The sequence below is a fragment of the Dictyobacter sp. Z7_2 genome, assembly GCF_057551105.1.
The window spans coordinates 5,173,241-5,190,189 of record NZ_BAAJPE010000002.1; the positions used below are offsets into that span (position 1 = coordinate 5,173,241).

Annotated in this window: 18 protein-coding genes; 9 read left to right on the forward strand and 9 right to left on the reverse strand. The window is 52.9% G+C overall.

Annotated features, from left to right (window positions below; all coding sequences use genetic code 11):
• Positions 1 to 2: 2 nt before the first annotated feature.
• Positions 3 to 962: a LysR family transcriptional regulator gene (locus AC27N8_RS35120; RefSeq protein ID WP_487074366.1), complete on the reverse strand. Its 960-nt coding sequence runs from the start codon at positions 960 to 962 to the stop codon at positions 3 to 5.
• A 236-nt stretch (positions 963 to 1,198) separates the two neighbouring features.
• Here AC27N8_RS35120 and AC27N8_RS35125 point away from each other — a divergent pair, with 236 nt between their 5' ends.
• Both AC27N8_RS35125 and AC27N8_RS35130 read left to right on the forward strand, forming a co-directional pair.
• The gene (locus AC27N8_RS35125; RefSeq protein ID WP_487074368.1) at positions 1,199 to 1,750 is read left to right on the forward strand and encodes a YceI family protein; all 552 of its coding nucleotides are present in this window, start codon (positions 1,199 to 1,201) and stop codon (positions 1,748 to 1,750) included.
• 368 nt (positions 1,751 to 2,118) lie between these two features.
• Positions 2,119 to 2,859 carry a hypothetical protein gene (locus AC27N8_RS35130; RefSeq protein WP_487074370.1) on the forward strand — a complete coding sequence of 247 codons (741 nt, stop codon included), beginning with the start codon at positions 2,119 to 2,121 and terminating at the stop codon, positions 2,857 to 2,859.
• Positions 2,860 to 2,964: 105 nt separating this feature from the next.
• On the opposite strand, the gene AC27N8_RS35135 is transcribed toward AC27N8_RS35130, so the two are convergent.
• Positions 2,965 to 3,459 (reverse strand): hypothetical protein, encoded by a 495-nt coding sequence (locus AC27N8_RS35135; RefSeq protein ID WP_487074372.1) that lies wholly within the window; start codon positions 3,457 to 3,459, stop codon positions 2,965 to 2,967.
• A gap of 218 nt (positions 3,460 to 3,677) precedes the next feature.
• Here AC27N8_RS35135 and AC27N8_RS35140 point away from each other — a divergent pair, with 218 nt between their 5' ends.
• The 5 genes from AC27N8_RS35140 to AC27N8_RS35160 all read left to right on the forward strand — a co-directional run bounded on the left by AC27N8_RS35140 (position 3,678) and on the right by AC27N8_RS35160 (position 7,421).
• Positions 3,678 to 4,271: a transposase gene (locus tag AC27N8_RS35140; RefSeq protein WP_487074374.1), complete on the forward strand. Its 594-nt coding sequence runs from the start codon at positions 3,678 to 3,680 to the stop codon at positions 4,269 to 4,271.
• Positions 4,268 to 4,648: a hypothetical protein gene (locus AC27N8_RS35145; RefSeq protein WP_487074376.1), complete on the forward strand. Its 381-nt coding sequence runs from the start codon at positions 4,268 to 4,270 to the stop codon at positions 4,646 to 4,648. Before AC27N8_RS35140 ends, AC27N8_RS35145 begins: the two co-directional genes overlap by 4 nt.
• Positions 4,614 to 4,898: a hypothetical protein gene (locus AC27N8_RS35150; RefSeq protein ID WP_487074378.1), complete on the forward strand. Its 285-nt coding sequence runs from the start codon at positions 4,614 to 4,616 to the stop codon at positions 4,896 to 4,898. The genes AC27N8_RS35145 and AC27N8_RS35150 overlap by 35 nt, the downstream gene beginning before the upstream one ends.
• Positions 4,899 to 4,980: 82 nt before the next feature.
• Positions 4,981 to 6,051, forward strand: a complete 1,071-nt coding sequence (locus AC27N8_RS35155; protein WP_487074380.1) for a hypothetical protein — start codon at positions 4,981 to 4,983, stop codon at positions 6,049 to 6,051.
• A gap of 362 nt (positions 6,052 to 6,413) precedes the next feature.
• Positions 6,414 to 7,421, forward strand: a complete 1,008-nt coding sequence (locus AC27N8_RS35160; protein WP_487074382.1) for an NAD-dependent epimerase/dehydratase family protein — start codon at positions 6,414 to 6,416, stop codon at positions 7,419 to 7,421.
• Positions 7,422 to 7,432: 11 nt separating this feature from the next.
• Here the strand turns inward: AC27N8_RS35160 and AC27N8_RS35165 are convergent, their stop codons facing one another.
• Together AC27N8_RS35165 and AC27N8_RS35170 are read right to left on the reverse strand one after the other, a co-directional pair.
• Entirely contained in the window at positions 7,433 to 8,332 is a 900-nt protein-coding gene (locus tag AC27N8_RS35165; RefSeq protein ID WP_487074384.1) for a 2-hydroxy-3-oxopropionate reductase, read from the reverse strand.
• A 149-nt stretch (positions 8,333 to 8,481) separates the two neighbouring features.
• Positions 8,482 to 9,174, reverse strand: a complete 693-nt coding sequence (locus AC27N8_RS35170) for a VC0807 family protein (RefSeq protein WP_487074386.1) — start codon at positions 9,172 to 9,174, stop codon at positions 8,482 to 8,484.
• A gap of 329 nt (positions 9,175 to 9,503) precedes the next feature.
• On the opposite strand from AC27N8_RS35170, the gene AC27N8_RS35175 reads away from it, so the two are divergent.
• Positions 9,504 to 9,662, forward strand: coding sequence for a hypothetical protein (locus AC27N8_RS35175; RefSeq protein ID WP_487074388.1), 159 nt, complete (start codon positions 9,504 to 9,506; stop codon positions 9,660 to 9,662).
• A 47-nt stretch (positions 9,663 to 9,709) separates the two neighbouring features.
• On the opposite strand, the gene AC27N8_RS35180 is transcribed toward AC27N8_RS35175, so the two are convergent.
• From AC27N8_RS35180 to AC27N8_RS35195, 4 genes are all read right to left on the reverse strand, one after another.
• Positions 9,710 to 10,366, reverse strand: a complete 657-nt coding sequence (locus tag AC27N8_RS35180; protein ID WP_487074390.1) for a response regulator — start codon at positions 10,364 to 10,366, stop codon at positions 9,710 to 9,712.
• On the reverse strand, positions 10,363 to 11,517 hold the full coding sequence (locus AC27N8_RS35185; protein WP_487074392.1) for a sensor histidine kinase: 1,155 nt from the start codon (positions 11,515 to 11,517) through the stop codon (positions 10,363 to 10,365). The genes AC27N8_RS35180 and AC27N8_RS35185 overlap by 4 nt, the downstream gene beginning before the upstream one ends.
• Positions 11,518 to 11,754: 237 nt before the next feature.
• A complete protein-coding gene (locus tag AC27N8_RS35190; protein ID WP_487074394.1) occupies positions 11,755 to 12,789 on the reverse strand; it encodes an aldo/keto reductase in 1,035 nt (344 codons plus the stop codon).
• A 205-nt stretch (positions 12,790 to 12,994) separates the two neighbouring features.
• Positions 12,995 to 14,356 carry an FAD-dependent oxidoreductase gene (locus AC27N8_RS35195; RefSeq protein WP_487074396.1) on the reverse strand — a complete coding sequence of 454 codons (1,362 nt, stop codon included), beginning with the start codon at positions 14,354 to 14,356 and terminating at the stop codon, positions 12,995 to 12,997.
• 110 nt (positions 14,357 to 14,466) lie between these two features.
• Between AC27N8_RS35195 and AC27N8_RS35200 the strand changes: the two genes are divergently transcribed.
• On the forward strand, positions 14,467 to 15,021 hold the full coding sequence (locus tag AC27N8_RS35200; RefSeq protein WP_487074398.1) for a MarR family winged helix-turn-helix transcriptional regulator: 555 nt from the start codon (positions 14,467 to 14,469) through the stop codon (positions 15,019 to 15,021).
• 71 nt (positions 15,022 to 15,092) lie between these two features.
• On the opposite strand, the gene AC27N8_RS35205 is transcribed toward AC27N8_RS35200, so the two are convergent.
• Entirely contained in the window at positions 15,093 to 16,880 is a 1,788-nt protein-coding gene (locus tag AC27N8_RS35205; RefSeq protein WP_487074400.1) for an MFS transporter, read from the reverse strand.
• Positions 16,881 to 16,949: the final 69 nt, after the last annotated feature.

The following is a 16,949-nucleotide window of genomic DNA, read 5'->3' on the forward strand; positions in this document are numbered from 1 at the left end:
TGTTATCCTCTGGCTGTTGATTTAATCGGCTGGCTTACTATCTGCTCTGTGTGTTTATTACCATTATACGATAGATCGTGATCGAGGAAACCATGATCCAGGGACCACTGTCGGGCGGCCTGAATGAAGATCCTGGCAACCGGAGATGCGGTCTCTGGTGATCTGGTGGCAAGACCAATCTGCGTGTATTCCGGGGGATTAAGGGGTATTGTCTGGACTCCTTCGAGCTTTTCCGGCAGGAGCGTTCTGGGGAGCAGCGCTACTCCAAGTCCTTCACGGATCATGGCGAGGATGGTTGTGACGTCACTGGCTTTATAACGAATATAAATATTGTGGTATTGTTGCCCTAATCCCAGTTGTTGGTGGAAATCGCATTCTGTTTTGGGCATGATCCATTGCTCTTCGCGCAGTTTTTTTAGTGTAACGCTTTTGGCCTGGAGCAGGCGATGGTTCTCAGGTAGCAGCGCGTGTATTTCATCGGTGCTTATCAGTGTGCTGTCAATATTTCCTCCGTTATAGAGGATAAATGCCACGTCGACAATTCCTTCCTCGACCCATTCGCGAGCCTCAGGACTTGTGCCTTCGAAGAGAATGACTTCCACTTTGGGATACTGTCTCTGGAAATGGGCAAGTATTCCGGCCAGGAGGCGTGGAGGGATGAGTTGCGTGCTTCCCAGGCGTAACCGTCCCGCTGTCTGATGCAGTGCCAGCGCGGCTTCTTGCTCGATGCTTTCTACGTGGGTGAAGATTTCCTGGGCGTGGCGCAGGACCTTTTTTCCAACGGCCGAGAGCCGTATCAACCCCTGTCGATCGCGTTCGATGAGTGTGACTCCCAGCTCTTTTTCTAAGGTGGCGAGCGCATGGCTGACTGCCGATTGCGTGAGATCGATGCTGAAGGCCGCTTCTGTGAAACTGCCTGTTTCTACCAGGGCGATAAGGATACGGAGTTGTGACAAGAGCATATGAATGTCCCTCATATCGACATGAATATTATGATTTGCATGCATTATAGCATCCGGATATAATCGAGGCAAATCCATTCGCGTTTGTACATATGTGAGCGGAGAGCAATGAGGCGCTTTTATCTGAGAGGAGGGCATATGCCAAACGGAACTTTAGAGATCTCGGCCTGGTCTATCAGAGCTGAATTTCTCGTTGTAGCTTCCTTTGTAAGAAGCGTTTTTGAAAGGTAACTTCTATGTCCTGGGAAATTGATACACTTCATTCACACGTTATGTTTTCAATTCGACACATCATGGTGAGCGTGGTACGAGGACGGTTCAACGTCTTGAGTGGTCATCTGCACATCGATGAACAACATCCAGAGCTTTCCTGGGTGGATGCTCTCGTTGACGTCGCAAGCGTTGATACACAAAATGAACAACGTGATGCCCATCTACGCAACGCGGATTTCTTTGATGTGGATAAGTATCCCACGATCACGTTTAAGAGCTCACGCGTGGATGCCGCAGGCGATGAGAATTATAAGGTGCTGGGAGATCTCACGCTGCATGGTGTGACCAAACAAGTCACGTTTGATGTGGAATATAACGGTCAGAGCTCGATGATGGGAAGTCCACGCGCCGGTCTGACTGCCAAAACGAAGATCAGTCGCAAGGATTTCGGTCTGACGTATGCTTCTGTGGTCGAAGCCGGAAATGTTGCCTTGAGTGACACTGTTACTATCGAGATTGATCTGGAGCTTATCCAACAGGTCGAAGCAGCACAAGAAGAGGCTGCAGTTCAATAGTTCCTCCGAAAATCAGATCATTTAGCCCATGAAGGCCAGAGATAAGCTCACACGATAGCTGTCTCTGGCCTTCATATGGGCAAATCTATTGCATTCTCTGCGATCAATCTTGTAAGGCGAAGAGTAAGGTCAGAGGTACGCTTTTCTGGATTGCTTGCTCTGCCATCTTGGCGTCACCTGTGAGGAAATGAGAAGAGATATTATTGGATTATAGATGTTTCAGCGAAAAACTGTTTGTTTGTTGCATTTTTTATGTTTTTCGGATATCCTTTTGGAGGTACCCTTTCTTTGCGAACCTGTAGTCGTTTTCGGATCATTTTCACCAGTTCCGAGAAGAATGTAATTGGTTTACTGAAAGGAGCAATGCGATGATGAATCTTCCTCAGGCACTCACAGAGGTGCGAAGCGATCGGCTTAGAGACTGGACGTTTCAAAGACGGAGTGAGGTCGATGCTCTCTTAAAGGGGCTGACGATCAAAGATGAGCAATTCCATCCCATGGAGGGCCTGCAAAAAAAGTTGAATACCCTGGAGACTCATCTGCTTCCAAACTCTCAGTTTAATGCTCTCCAGGAGTGGGAGGGTTTTTTAGAGTGGTTGGATACGGACGGAGCTGAGGTCTGGGATTTTTATCTAAGTGAGCAGAGTAAAATTGATCAGAAGCGCACTGCCGAGGAGCTACGGCTCGCCCGACAACGTCTCGCTTCGAGAGCGTCGAATATTGCCATTACGCGGCGGAATCAATTGCCTCACGGTCCCGACGCAAATGTCGGGACAGTAATCTCCGGGCTGGTGAATGTTCAGACTGGCGATGCCTGGGTCGGGACCAGTGGCGTGAATCATCATCAGATAGCGAACCAACCTGCTATGACCTTGCTGCTGGCGGGAACACATCAGGCCGAAGATTGGCCAGTTGAAGCGTGCGCGGAGGTCGATGCGATGAAGCAATATCTGCAGGCGAAGCAGATAACTACTATAGCAGCGATTCCAAAGGGGGCTCTCATCTTTCATGCCGAAACATGGAACGAGAAAGATCGTAAATGGCAAGGAAGAGCGGCGTGCGAGAATTGTGCGCAATGGTTTGTAAAGATAGAGGCCGAGCGTATCTAAGTGTAAAAGAGCGCGTAACGTTCATTGAAAGGGCCGTGCCGGTCAACTTTTTCAGGTTGCCTGGCACGGCCTTCAGGTTAAGTTTTCTCGAATGCGTATCTCTGATTATTGGCCGCCATATTGCTGCTGACAGGCATCGTATCCCTGTTGAAAGCCAGGACCAAATGCCGCGTTATTTCCCTGCGTCCTGGGAGGCGCAAAGCCGTAGGCGGTAGGCGGCTGCTGTATGACGGGTTGGGTATGTTCCTGCTGGCATTGCTGATAGCCCGCATTATAGCCTGCCATGTTGCCTTCCATTGATCCCTGGGCACGCTTCGACTGGCAGAAGTTATAGCCCTGGTTGTAGCCGTTCAGATAATCGGTGCCGCGCCAGTAGGGATTGGCATTGGGGCGCTGATTACCACAATCGTTATAGCCATCCGAATAGCCATCGTTGAATGGGGGATAGCGGTGGATGTGCTTGTGAGTGAATGCGTTCTGGACAGCCGGGACATGTGCCGTCATCGATGCGGCCGACGCCTGTGGCAGTCCGCTGTGGATACATGTAAGCGTTCCAAGGAGCGTGGCTCCTAACGCTGCGAGATACCATGTACGCTGCATAAAAATGCCTTTCTTATAGTTATCTATAAAATGTTTATCTATTAGATGACCAGGGCATGTGTACTCTCTTATTATATTTTTTAAAGAAATTATCATTATCTATTTATGGTGTAAATTTTAGAGTAAAATGGGCGAAATTTTGACAATTATATGGGTGATTGTCTATACTAAAATGAGGAAAATGTTGTTCATTCTTTTCGAGAGGATATGAGCTCATTGTGGTAAAAACATCGTTACCACTTACTGCACTTACTGAGGCCCAAAGAGCACAAGCAAGCGAACGTTGGGCTATCATCCGCCCTGCGCTGGAGGATGGTATTACTCAAGCATCTGTCGCACGTACCCACTCCATCGCTTCCAGTACCATCCAACGCGGGGTCAAACGGTACCGAGAACAGGGGCTTGCAGGACCGGCAGATGCCGGTCGCTCGGATAAAGGAAAAACTCGCCTTCTCTCGCCAGATGCTGTCACCTTGATTGAAGGACTTGCATTACAAACCCCACCACGTTCGGCAGTGGCTATCCATCGCCAGGTCGTGAGCATTGCCAATGAACAGAAGTGGAAACCACCCAGCTACGCTCGGGTTCGTCAAATTATCAAACAGCTTGCTCCTCCTCTCGTTACCCTTGCTCATAAAGGACCGGCTGTCTACCGAGAAGAATTTGACCTGCTGTACCGCCGAGAAGCTTCCCAGGCCAATGCCATGTGGCAAACGGATCATACTCCCCTCGATGTCTGGTTACTCGATGAAGCAGGTGGCCGAACCCGCGCCTGTCGAAGCGCGGCCGCGACTCAAAAGGTATATCAATGATTGATCAACAGGAGGAAAAGCCTCAAGGCTTTGTGGTGACCAAAGGCTATCGGCGCTTTGTGGAGATGTGTAATGCCTGTCGACGTGCTCGTGTTGTTGGTCTGGGATATGGACCTCCGGGCACAGGGAAAACGGAATCCGCCAAACAGTATGCGCAATGGACCCACATCAAATCCTTCTTGCCAGAACCTTTGATCACCTTCACCGGACGCAGCGCGGTGGATGGGCTGTATCCTTACAAACCTTTCGCGTTCACTTCCCATCTCTCGGACGTTCCTATTCAAGCGTGTCGAACGGTGTTCTATACACCTCCCGTTTGTTGGGCGTATCGAAAAAGAAGTCATGACCCTTTTTGCTGCATTTTCGTATCTCATTGAGGCGGCCAATCAGCGCCACCAGGGGAAAGAAGAGTTTCTGGTCACGCGCCGCTTTTCTCATCTCATCGAACTGCTCATTGCTGATGAAGCGAACCGCCTCAAGGATGCAGGGCTAGAGCAAATCCGGGTTGAGCGATGCCCTGCCAATGAGCTGTCTCAAAACCGTTCGTTTGATGAGAAAAACACTCTTGTAGGAGCGGCAAAGAAGAGAACGTCTTCAGAAATGTTTCTGAAGAGGCATGGTTACTGAGTCTAAAAGTCAGTTTCCGAACACATTTTGAGAATGTGGTCTCTCTTGAAACCACGCAGAAGTTTGTGAAAGGGGTGCTCTAATGACAACTTTTTCTGACTCTTCCCACTCGAATACAGAGGGCAAGATTCCTGGAAAGCGTCGCTTGCTTCCACAGTTGCCAGCCAGTTCATACTTCAGCCTGTTGACTGGGCTGCTTCTGCTCCTGGCTTTTTGTTTCCTGCCCTGGCTTACCACCGCTGTAATGTGTGACCAATCTGGTATATACGACCGCTGCGAAGGTGGAACGCTTGTGCTTGATCCTGCCACACCGCTGACTGGGCTGCGGCTTGCCTCTGGTGGCGCAACCGTACGTTCTGTCACAATAGACTATACAGATCATGATCTTCGCCCTCGTCTCGCCCAACCAGATCAGTTTCGCTTTCCCTTCTTGTGGCTCCCATTTGCCAGCAGCCTCCTGTGGCTCCTGCTCCCCTGGGTGCAATGGATCATCTCTCGGAGAGCTTTCTGGATCAGTCTGCTGGCTCAATTGATCAGTGCCGTGGCGATCCTTGCCTTTGTCATCAGCGCTTTTTCTGCCTTCCCTCTCGCAAAAGCCCTTCTCACGAACATGCATCTGCCAGAAGGCATCGAAGAGTTTCAGCGGCCTGAGATCTCTACTTCTCCTACAGCAGAGGTCTTTCTCGTACTCCTGATGATACTCACTGGGAGCATTTTGTATTGGTGGGCCTTTGAGGAAGAAAAGCAACCACAGGAAAAACGCTTTGCCTGCCGTCTGACCCACCTGGAGAATGTAGAACGACGAGGGAGAGTAACCATGAGCAGCTACAACACCTTCCCTCTTGAGATCAGAAGACCTGAGAGAGGAATAAGGAGAACCTCTCTTGTTTGCCCTCGGTGCGCCGAAGAACTTGAGCTTTTCGTGAAAAGCAAGCCGCGACTGTGGTGGTATCGTCTGGGAGTGCTAGCAACGGTTGTTGCTATCATGGAGCTGCCGTTCTGGCTGGCAGAACCATCTCTCGGTCAGCATCTTGAATCCATCTTCACGGGTTTGTTTTTTTGCGCATTTTGCGCATTTGTGGTCCTGCTTCTCTTCATAGGCAAAAAGGGGGTGAAGGTTGTTTCACCCAGGAAGCTACACTCCATTCGATAGTCTTTGGGAGAAATAAGAGAGACCGAACCGCCCACATAATTATCACATATCGGCCCATATAATTATCACATTTACAATTTATAGTTGTCGTATAAATTATCAAATGTATTTGCTGTTACGATGAAGTATATTCGCGTACGTTCCATGGTCTTGTACCCAATGTAGCGCTGTGGAGGGAAGAGGCTGTCTGCTATCTGGGAAGCATTATGCTATGAGCATAGATTCAATCCAGGCTATGCTCATAGCATTGATAATCCCTTTCCCTGGTGCGTGCTGCAAGGTATGCTTGCTTTGTGGCGTTGCTGCTACATTATTATTGATGGTTGAAAATATGTTATTTGCTGCTAGAAAGAGTATCTATTATGAAAATATTGCTGTTAGGTGGGACTGGGTTTCTTAGCGGTCATCTTGTCTCGGCGGCTTTGCTGCGCGGTCATGAGGTGACGTTGTTCCATCGCGGTCGGACGAATCCCGAGCGTTTTCCCGACGTTGAGCATATTTTGGGCGATCGTGAGCGGGATCTGGAGCTGCTCAAGGGACGTCACTGGGATGCTGTGATTGATCCCTGCGGCTATCTGCCACGCGTGGTGGAGGCTTCAAGTACGTTTCTATCGACGATCGTCGATCACTATACGTTCATCTCGTCGGGGAACGCCTACGCCGATTTTGGGAAGGTTGCGGTCGATGAATCCTCGCCGCTGGCAACGCTGCCGGCGGATGCGCCGGAGAAGATCACGGGCGAGACCTATGGTCCCTATAAGGTGCTGTGCGAGCAGGCGGCTGAGCGGGCGATGCCGGGTCGCGTATTGATCATTCGTCCGGGCTTGATGATAGGTCCGGCGGATTCGTCGGGACGCTTTACCTACTGGCCGCGCAGGATCGCTCGCGGCGGTGAGGTGCTGGCTCCAGCTGAGGATGTGGCGACCGAGTTCATAGATGCTCGCGATGTCGCCGATTGGATGATCGCGCTGATTGAGCGTCGGCAGGTGGGGATCTATAACGCCGCTGGACCAGCTGAGCCGTTGCGCTTGCACTCCTTTTTGGAACTGGCCGCGTCGGTGATCGGCTCAAATCCCCACTATACCTGGGTCAGCGATACGTTTCTGACCATGCATGATGTGACTGGCTGGACTGAACTGCCTCTGTGGGTCCCTCAAGAGGAGGAGCCCTTTGTAATTTCGATGAGCTTCCAAAAAGCTATCCAGGCGGGTCTAACCTTTCGCCCACTGGCCCAAACTATCCAGGATGTCCTGACATGGGATGCGGCTCATCCCGATTTTCTGGTCTCAAATGCGACTCTGACTGCGGAAAAGGAGTCTGCTCTGCTGCAAGCATGGCATGAGCTTGAGCATGATCAAGCTCCTCAATAGCTATAACCTGTTCAGGCATCTCGCTGCGTCAGCGAGTAGTTGGAGAGCTTTTCTACGACGGTTAAAAGCGCCGAATGGTCAAGATCTCCTCCTCCATCGGCGATCAGCGCGGTGAAGAGTTGTTCGACCAGCGTTCCCATGGGGAGGACGACGTCGTAGGTCTGCGCGAGCTGTTTGACGATTCTCAGGTCCTTGAGGTGAAAGGCGGCTTTGCCTTTGGGCTCGAAGGCGTGCTGGATCATGGATGAGCCGCGCAGGTCCATGAAGCGATTCTGCGCCAATCCTCCGCCGAGCACTTTCTGGATGATCTCTGGCGCGACCCCGGCTTTGGCTCCAAGCACAAAGGCTTCGGAGATGGCTTCGATGATCACCGCAATCAGGACTTGATTGCATGCCTTGACCGTCTGGCCTGATCCGGTAGCCCCGCAGTAGGTGATCGTGGTGCCGAGCGCCGCAAAGAGAGGTTGAGCTCGTTGGAAATCCTTTTCATCTCCCCCTACCATGATCGAGAGCGTTCCCGCTTGTGCTCCTTCCGCTCCTCCACTGACGGGAGCGTCAAGATAGGCGATGTTGTGCGTCGCCAGCTCGCTGGCAATCTGTCTGGTGGTCAGCGGAGAGATGGTGCTCATGTCGATCATGAGGAGGTTTTCATGCGCGCCCGCATGTATGCCGTCAGGACCCAGCGCGATACTCTCCACGTCGGGACCATCAGGCAGCATCGTGAATACCGTGTCGCATTGCTCGGCGACCTCGCGTGGCGAACTAGCCGCGACCGCTCCCTCATGTACGAGCTCGTCGATGGCTGCATGGCTGCGATTGAAGACCGTTAGCTGATAACCAGCCTCTAAAAGATGGCGTGACATGGGTTTTCCCATCAGTCCGAGTCCAATAAAACCGATCCGCTCTGTCATATAGTCATTGATCCTTTCCAGGTGAATGTGTTTGTCTCCTGGCATTGTGCCACATTCGTAATTATCGATGCTTATGCACAGATAGTGAACCCTGGAATGAAATGGGTAATAGGATCGGAGTTCACGTGCTTGCAAAACTTCTCCGGTTGCTAGTTGTTAACCTCTGCAAGCTCGGCAGTATCTGTCTGCATCGCACGCGCATGTCGACGTGCTCGACGTAGATACGCAAATGTCCAGAGCATAGAACCTCCGATCAGTACTCCTGTGAGGAGCGGACCAACCGCAACGACTGTGGCAACCGGCAATGTGTAGATGAGTAGCAGGCGTAGGAGGAAGTCAAAGCTGTAGATGAAGCCCCAGACAATGGTCACGATACGACTGGTGCGCCGTGCAGACGGTTTCTGCCAGAGTTGGTTATAGCGGGCAATGTGCGCCGGGTCGTTGCCTGCGATCAAGGCGCGACCAGCCAGAAACATGAGCGGCCGTGGGAAGAGCAGGGATACGAAGCAGGCGATGCTCAGGACTCCAGTGACGAGCGATTCGCGTAGCAGAAGTACATGCGTATCGCCTCCGATAAAGGTTGCGGCGAGTTCAAGCACGAGGCTACTCAGGATGAGGAGTGAGATGATGTTGATCTGGCGACTGCGCAGTACACTGACCAGGGATGCCAGAGCCGGTGCGATCGCTGACACACTCAAGGCGATGACGTCGGAGGCATGATTATTTTTTAGCACGGTATAACATCCATAGGGGATGGCGATGTTGATGATGAGTAAGCTCACGATGCTATTTCTGACAGAAAATTTATTGGCTGCCAGTGAGTCTGTATGTGTCGTAGACATGTTGATCTGGTTCTCTTTCTTTTATCTGTTGACGGCTCATTGAAGCCGTCATTGTCTTTTGCTTCTGGGAGAAGTATAGATGGATAGGGAGCGTGTGTGATGTGCCAGAGGTCATAGCGCAAGGTCATGGATTTGGGCATGACCTTTGCTGGTCTGTGGGAAGCTATGTACTATGGAGCTATCGATAGGTGTAGTGCTCTGTCAAAGGTCATCGCACCGATCTCTCATCTGAGATATGCACCTCATGGGGTGAGACGCCCACCGACGTAGCGGCGCGGCTCCGCCGTGCTGTCTGTGACTCGTCCGACCATGCTCCTCATGAGGTTCCATTGCACAATCTTCCCACCGTGGAGCGTCTTGTTGGCGTTGCTTCCATCGGCACGTGGGACGGTGTCGTGCGTCCAGTGACAGCACGGCGGAGCCGCGCCGCTACGTCGGTGGGCGTCTCACCCCATGAGGTGCATATCTCCTCTGAGACAGAGGCGTGATGATCTTTGGCAGAGTAGTAGAGGCGCGGCGAGAGGACGATGGGGCTTCAGATGAGGCCCAGTTCTCTGGCTTTGAGTGCTGCTTGTGTGCGATCGCGTACGCCTAGCTTTGCGAGGATGTTTGTGATGTGGTTCTTGACTGTGCCTGTCGTGATGACTAAACGATCAGAGATTTCTTTGTTGCTGGCTCCCTGGCTTAAGAGCCGCAAGATCTCACGTTCGCGCTCGGAGAGTGGCTCTCTTAATGGCTGTGATGTTGGCGCAATGCGTGGTGAGAGGCGTGCAAACTCGGCGATTACCTTACTGGCAATGGATGGCTGTAGGAAGGATTCTCCTCGTGCGACGGCGCGGATCGCCTCAACCAATTTTTCCGAGGGAACATCTTTGAGCAAGTAACCGACAGCACCGGCCCGCAGACCCTCGAAGACATCCTCGTCGTCGTCAAAGGTCGTGAGCACAATGACTTTGCTGGCAGATTGTATACTTTGCAGGCGACGTGTGGCGGCAACTCCATCGAGTATGGGCATGTGCAGGTCCATCAGGATAATGTCGGGCTTGAGGGATGTTGCTACGCGAAGTGCCTCCTCGCCGTTGCACGCCTCTCCCACAACTCTCAAATCCGGCTGGATGGATAGGAGGGTATGTAGTCCTTCGCGGAATAGTTCCTGGTCGTCGGCGATGAGAATGCTGATTTGAGCGGTCATCTGTCTAACTCCACTTCTAACAGGAAACCTTCTCCTGGGATGCTGGTTGTGCGAATCTGACCTCCTAATGCCTGAATGCGCTCACGTGCGCCAAGCAATCCGAAACCGCCTGTGGTGCTCTGCGTCCCGATGCCATCGTCTTTGACGCTCAACTTTACGCGGTCTGTATCTGAGGCATCGAGGATAAGGTCGACATGTGTGGCATGGGCGTGCTTGCTGGCATTGGTGAGCCCCTCCTGCGCGATGCGATAGAGGGCAAACTTCTCCTGGGATGAGAGTTGGGGCCATGTACCGCGTATGTGGAGCGTCGTTTGGCTATCCGCAGATTGCGTTGTCTGCACCAGTTCTTCCAGCACCTCAGGGAGGGAGCGCTTCTCCGTTGGCAACGTGCGTAGCGCGGCGACGGAACCACGGATTTGTCCGAGTCCTTCTCGCGCCAACATCTGCGCTTTCTCAATCGAGTCACGCGCCTGATCCGGATGCTCTGCGAGAATAGCTCGCGCCGCCTCTAGCTGCATGTTGATGGTGGTCAGGTAGTGTCCGACGCTGTCATGGATCTCACGTGCCAGGCGATTGCGCTCGGCCATCGTTGCCAGTTCCTCGACCTGCGCGGCATACTCCCCTAGTCGCTGATGCGCCACGCTTAGTTCGTTACGAGCCCTTGCTTCATCATTTAATGCCAGCGTAAAGACGATGACAAATACAAATGAGGCGAGGATGAAGAGCGCTGTTACGAGGATGGATTGCCAGGATGCTCCAATCTTCCATTCTATGCCCACAAGCAGGATCAGTAGTAGTAGACACAATGGAATGACTTCGTGGCGGTGTAACAGGACGACACCATCTGCGGCCAGAGGCGCGAACAAGAGAAAGCCTATCCCGCCGCCGCTCAGATAAAGAATGGCCCCGCTCAGGGCGATTTGTTCAACAAAATAAGCCAACATAATAGGGCGTGACGCTGTATGCAGGCAGTATTCAAGCCCAAATAGGCCAGTTAATGTATAAATAATCCCCAATCCAACGAGAATAATTATAGCGAGTAAGCTGAATGATTTCGAGAATAGAATAGAGATGTATGTCGCAACTATGAGTAAGAAATAGCCACGGAACTCTCTCTGATAAGCCATTGTTAACATGCCACGCATCCGCATATCCAGCCTCTTCTTTTTTTAGCGTAACGAATTTTCTATTTGTTAAGTATACGCTGTCTGACGCATGATTGGAATGCAGTTGTTGTGGGGTTAAAGGCGCAGCTGGGTCCTCGTTTGGAGAGAGCAGTAAGTTTTTCTTTACGAACATGTCGCCTGAGTTCGACCGACTCAGGGGCTGGCCTATTTGGCGCAAGCTCTGAGTCGATGTACTCAGGATGTGGTACTGGCCGGGCTGATCTACCGGCGGCGAAATGCCGCACTGAGCGCCGTTGTGCCAAAGTTCCATTTGTTGTCGGCGACATCGATTGTGGCTCCGGGAGGAACTATCTGGTCGATGCGGTCCAGCACTTCGCTCGACAGGTCGATGCCGTCGGCAGCGAGGTAGGCGTCCAGGTGTTCCATGGTGCGCGGGCCGATGATCGTGGAGGTGACTGCGGGATGGCGGATGACGAATGCAACTGCCATCTGGATGAGGGTCATTCCTGCATCATCGGCGAGAGCACCGAGGGCGTCGGCTGCGTTGAGCTTGGCAGCATTTGCCGGATTGGTGGAGTCATAGCTCTCGGCACTGTGAGCGCGAGCGGCGGAGCCCGGGCCGCTGACTGTCTGGCCCTTGCGGTATTTACCCGACAACCATCCCCCACCTAGTGGGCTGTAGGCCATGACGCCCATGCCGTGGCGCAGGCAGGTCGGCAGCAGATCGTACTCGATAGCGCGGGTCAGGAGAGAATAGGGAGGCTGCTCGGTACGAAATCGTCCGTGCCCACGGCGCTCGGCGGTCCACTGGGCCTCAACAATCTGTGAGGCGGGCACCTTCGACGCGCCAAAGGAGCGGATTTTACCTGCACGGACGAGGTCAGATAGGGCGCCGAGGGTCTCGTCGATGTCGGTGTTGTGATCGGGAACGCCTACCTGGTAGAGGTCGATCCAGTCGGTTTGTAGCCGGCGCAGCGAGCCCTCGACTCCTTCCGTGATCCACCGTCGCGATGCTCCGCGATGGTTGGGGTCCTGGCCGAAAGGAGGGCCGAACTTGACGGCGAGTATCACGTTTGCACGTCTCCCGCCAGCCAGCGCCTTGCCCAGGATCTCTTCTGACTCGCCGGCAGAGTAGCCGTCGGCGGTGTCGATGAAGTTGATCCCAGCATCTAGCGCCTTGTGGATGATCTGGATCGACTCGTTGTGATCGGGGTTGCCGAAGGCGCCGAACATCATTGCGCCGAGGCACAGCTGGCTGACCGCGATACCGGTGCGGCCTAGAGTGCGATATTGCATGATTGTATTCCTCTATAGTATACTGACAAAGTGGAACGTTGTTCCGATACTATTATACGGAACGTTGTTCCACTTTGTCAAGCTCTTGTTTGAAAGAGAAAAGGAAGTGCAATCACACTTAATCTGATGCTTCTAATTCAGAGGGGAAGCACCTGGCGTACCTCGATAAGGATAAGGTTGGTCAACTTCATGTACATTTAGAGAATTAATCCTCTACGCGATCCAGACCGCGAGATTTGCTCAAGACTAACTCAAGTTTATGTTTGATGGGCGGTAGATGGTTGATAACGCGCATTATGGTGCGTAGTCCGACCAGTATCAGGCGACCAACTACCGGTTTGTGAATGAGGGCCTTACTGTTCATTTGAGCCAGCGAATCCTTGACAGCTTCATCGCCATATATGTGCATTTTTTTTTCATAACCATGAATTGCCGAAAAGATATCCATTTGTCCATCACGCACGGCTACCAGTTGTTTACATAATAAACGAGCATCGCGCAGAGCTGTATTTGCACCAGCACCACGGCCAGGTGTCATCGTGTGGATCGCGTCACCCAGTAGTGTCACATTGCTGGTTTCCCAGGCCGCGATGGGCTGGGATGTGCGAATATTAATGGCTGAACAGGTTGTGGGATCACTCAGTTGGACCAGTCTGCGTATATTTGGGTGCCAATCGGGGATCATCTCAAGCATCAGTGCGATCAAGTCCTCACCATGCAGTTGCATGGGATCTCGTGGAAAGTAGCGCCCGGCAGCCCAGAAGCCCCAGCCGATGTAGTCCCGCTCATTGTCATAGAGCATGCCTGGCCATTTGGCGAGCAGGGCTGCGTCGTTGACACCAATACCTTCTTTAACAGTCCCATCGTTCTTCCATTTAAACTCTACAAAATGGAGAATAGCACCAAAGCCTTTGGGGGCCATAATCATAGTGAGGCTGTTGAAAACTTTGTCCGAGACCAATTGCTTCGTTTCTGATGTCATGGGGACTTTGGCCCCGAACGAGAGCATGCCGGTCTCAACTAGCTGTGCGTGGGGCAGGTATTGTTTGCGGATACGCGAATTGGCCCCATCCGCAGCGACCAGCACGGTGCCTGTCTCGCTGGAGCCATCCGCAAAAAAGGCCGTCACGGTGCCATCTGCTTGCTGCTCGTAGTGGGTGAAGACTTTGTCGAAATGGACATGAGCTTCCAGTCCAGTCAAGAGTACCTGGCGCATGGTCATGCGGCTTACCGTATGATCTCGTCTGAGAGGGTCGGGGTCCCCGGTTAGCAATGAACCACCGATCGATACCAATTCATGCATTTGCTCGTCAAGCATATTGAAACGCTGCGGTGGCCGGGCGCACGTCGTGATAAAGGTGTCAAACAGGTCTGGCGGCAAATTTGCTTTTAAGCCCCGGATACCATCGGGATCAATACCCACGCGGTAGCCCTGCAAACCGCCCATACGCGTGCGATCACGTTCATAGACCGCAAAACTGATATTTGCTTGTTTCAGTCCTTGTGCCAGACATAGGCCGCCTGTGCCTGCACCAATAATCAGCACATGCAGTGGTAGAGTAGACATTGTTCGCTCCTTCTGCTAAAATCGATTTATTTATTGGATATCACATTGAATTGATAAGCCAGTAAATAAAAATCACAGTCACTAAGATATAATACGCGAAGAGGTAAAAATTGTTGCACGAAGATTTGCCACCAGCAAAAATTGATTCAGACTCTACCATCCAGAGGCCACCCGAGGCACGAATATCCGAAGCGACTGAAGCTCCTATCGGCATCCGCGCGGAACATATTACGCAGTTGGTGGCGGAGATGCAGCGCAGTAGTGATATCTCGACCTTTTTTATTCAAGCAGTGGCCACGAAAGTAGGGATTAATCATACCGACCTCAAAGTACTCAGTATCCTCTCTCGCCAGGGTTCGCTCAGCGCTGGACGTATTGCTGAACTCACTGGCCTGACTACTGGAGCCGTTACCTTTATGATCGATCGTTTGGAGAAAGCTGGCTATGCACGTAGGGTGCGCCATCCCACCGATCGCCGCATTGTGCTGATCGAGCTTATTCCTGAAACACTGGAACGTGCTACGAGCGGTTATTTTGCCCGTATGGCTCAAGTGACCTCTGACGCGGTGCATGGTTATACTGATGAGCAGCTTGATTTAGTAGTAGATTTTCTCGGAAAGGTGAATTCGGCGGCGGAAGAAGTTGTGAAGGGGATGAGTGAGTAACGGCGCGCCACGCCACTCGACGTGTGCCCTGGAGAGCAGTCACGTACGTCGAGTGGTCGCCGACGCCGCTACTAGTCGCCGGTTGAGACGGCTTCGGTCTGCGTGATGGTTTCAGCTGATTCTGTGTCGCTGGTCAGCAGGTCGGCACTGGTCTTGTTGCCGCGCAGGAGCGAGGCGAGCGCTGCGACGAGGCACATGGCGGCTGCGATGTAGAAGACGTTGTGCAGGCTGCTGATAAATGGTGCTGAGATTAAGTTCGGGAAGAAGCTATGTCCGAGCAGGTTGTCCTGGGATGCTTGCGGTAAGGAGCTCAGGACGTTGGCCGGGAGCAGCGTTCCCATGGGATTGTAGCCAAGGAAGGCGGCAAAGAGGGCCGATGTCGGTGGCAGGTGGGCGATGGTGTTGGCGACGTTGGCCGGGACACCAGCTCCGATCAGTCCGCTGGAAAGCGTCTTCGGGAGCGCTCCGGCAAGTCCGGCGGTGATGACGCTGAAGAAGATTCCTATGCTGACAAGTGAGCCGGAGTTCATGAAGGTGGTGCGCATGCCCGAAGCTGCTCCTCGCTGATCCGCCGGGACGCTTCCCATGATCGATGAGGTGTTGGGCGATGAGAACATGCCCTGTCCGACTCCCAGGATGAAGAGGATCGGCGCGAACCAGATGTAGTCGAAGTTGGCCGGCAGCAGGATCAATAGGAGGAAGCCGAGCGCTTGCAGGATCATCCCCAGGGTCGAGAAGAGGCGCGCTCCATAGCGATCAGAGAGCCAGCCGCTCAGTGGACCCATCACCAGGAAGCCGATCATCAGGGGGATCATGTAGATGCCGGCCCAGAGCGGTGCGACTTCGTAGGCGTATCCATGCAGCGGCAGCCAGATACCCTGGAGCCAGATGATCAGCATGAATTGTAAGCCACCACGCGCGATGCTTCCCAGGAAGCTACTGGCGTTACCGGCGGCAAACATGCGGACGCGGAAGAGCTCCAGGCGGAACATCGGATCTTTGACGTGAAATTCAACCCAGATAAAGATGGCTAGCAGGACGACTCCGATGGTGAGAGCGGCGATCACAAGGGGATTGCCCCAGCCGGTCGGTGCGCCTCCATAGGGCTCGATGCCGTAGGTGATGCCGAGCAGCAGGATGGTGGCTCCAAAGGCGAAGGTGATGTTTCCAGCCCAGTCGATCGTTTGATGCTGGCGGATCGTGGCGACTTCGCGCAGCATCATGTAGGCCCAGATGGTTCCCGCGATGCCGACGGGGACGCTGACCAGGAAGACCAGTCGCCAGTCAAAGTAGGCCAGGATGCCTCCCAGAATGAGTCCGATGATCGAGCCGAGAATGGCGGCAATCTGATTGATGCCTAAGGCCAGTCCTCGCTGGTTGGCCGGAAAGGCGTCGGTGATGATCGCCGAACTGTTCGAGAGCAAGAAGCCTGCTCCAATGCCCTGTACCAGCCGGAAGATGATCAGTTCGAGTGCGCCTGTGTTGCCGGTGCCAGGCGTGAGCCAGAGCAGAATGCTTCCTACGGTGAAGATGGCAAAGCCGAGATTGTAGAAGCGCACACGTCCAAACATATCGGAGATGCGTCCGAAAGTCACCAGAAGCGTCGCCGTAACGACCATGTAGCCCATGAGCATCCAGAGGAAATAGTTGGTTTCTCCGGGCGCCAGCGGGTTGATGTGGATGCCGTTGAAGATGGCTGGTAACGAAATAAGTACGATACTGGCATCGATACTGGCCATCAGCACACCCAGCGTCGTATTGGTCAGAGCCACCCACTTGTAGTGCGGACCGATCGGCCTGTCTTTGCGCGAGAGACGTGCCTCTGACTGTCCTTCAACTTTTGGTGATGAGGTTTCCATGCGTCATTTTCCCTTTGTCTTGTCAGTCTTCCTGACAAACTTTCTGCGATTGATAGAGAGATTGAATGG

Excerpts from the sequence above, each read along its gene's own strand:
- AC27N8_RS35120 (WP_487074366.1), bottom strand. The coding sequence starts at position 962 with ATGCTCTTGTCACAACTCCGTATCCTTATCGCCCTGGTAGAAACAGGC.
- AC27N8_RS35165 (WP_487074384.1), bottom strand. The coding sequence starts at position 8,332 with ATGACAGAGCGGATCGGTTTTATTGGACTCGGACTGATGGGAAAACCC.
- AC27N8_RS35170 (WP_487074386.1), bottom strand. The coding sequence starts at position 9,174 with ATGTCTACGACACATACAGACTCACTGGCAGCCAATAAATTTTCTGTC.
- AC27N8_RS35205 (WP_487074400.1), bottom strand. The coding sequence starts at position 16,880 with ATGGAAACCTCATCACCAAAAGTTGAAGGACAGTCAGAGGCACGTCTC.
- AC27N8_RS35125 (WP_487074368.1), top strand. The coding sequence starts at position 1,199 with ATGTCCTGGGAAATTGATACACTTCATTCACACGTTATGTTTTCAATT.
- AC27N8_RS35185 (WP_487074392.1), bottom strand. The coding sequence starts at position 11,517 with ATGCGGATGCGTGGCATGTTAACAATGGCTTATCAGAGAGAGTTCCGT.
- AC27N8_RS35130 (WP_487074370.1), top strand. The coding sequence starts at position 2,119 with ATGATGAATCTTCCTCAGGCACTCACAGAGGTGCGAAGCGATCGGCTT.
- AC27N8_RS35155 (WP_487074380.1), top strand. The coding sequence starts at position 4,981 with ATGACAACTTTTTCTGACTCTTCCCACTCGAATACAGAGGGCAAGATT.
- AC27N8_RS35150 (WP_487074378.1), top strand. The coding sequence starts at position 4,614 with ATGACCCTTTTTGCTGCATTTTCGTATCTCATTGAGGCGGCCAATCAG.
- AC27N8_RS35160 (WP_487074382.1), top strand. The coding sequence starts at position 6,414 with ATGAAAATATTGCTGTTAGGTGGGACTGGGTTTCTTAGCGGTCATCTT.
- AC27N8_RS35135 (WP_487074372.1), bottom strand. The coding sequence starts at position 3,459 with ATGCAGCGTACATGGTATCTCGCAGCGTTAGGAGCCACGCTCCTTGGA.
- AC27N8_RS35190 (WP_487074394.1), bottom strand. The coding sequence starts at position 12,789 with ATGCAATATCGCACTCTAGGCCGCACCGGTATCGCGGTCAGCCAGCTG.
- AC27N8_RS35195 (WP_487074396.1), bottom strand. The coding sequence starts at position 14,356 with ATGTCTACTCTACCACTGCATGTGCTGATTATTGGTGCAGGCACAGGC.
- AC27N8_RS35145 (WP_487074376.1), top strand. The coding sequence starts at position 4,268 with ATGATTGATCAACAGGAGGAAAAGCCTCAAGGCTTTGTGGTGACCAAA.
- AC27N8_RS35180 (WP_487074390.1), bottom strand. The coding sequence starts at position 10,366 with ATGACCGCTCAAATCAGCATTCTCATCGCCGACGACCAGGAACTATTC.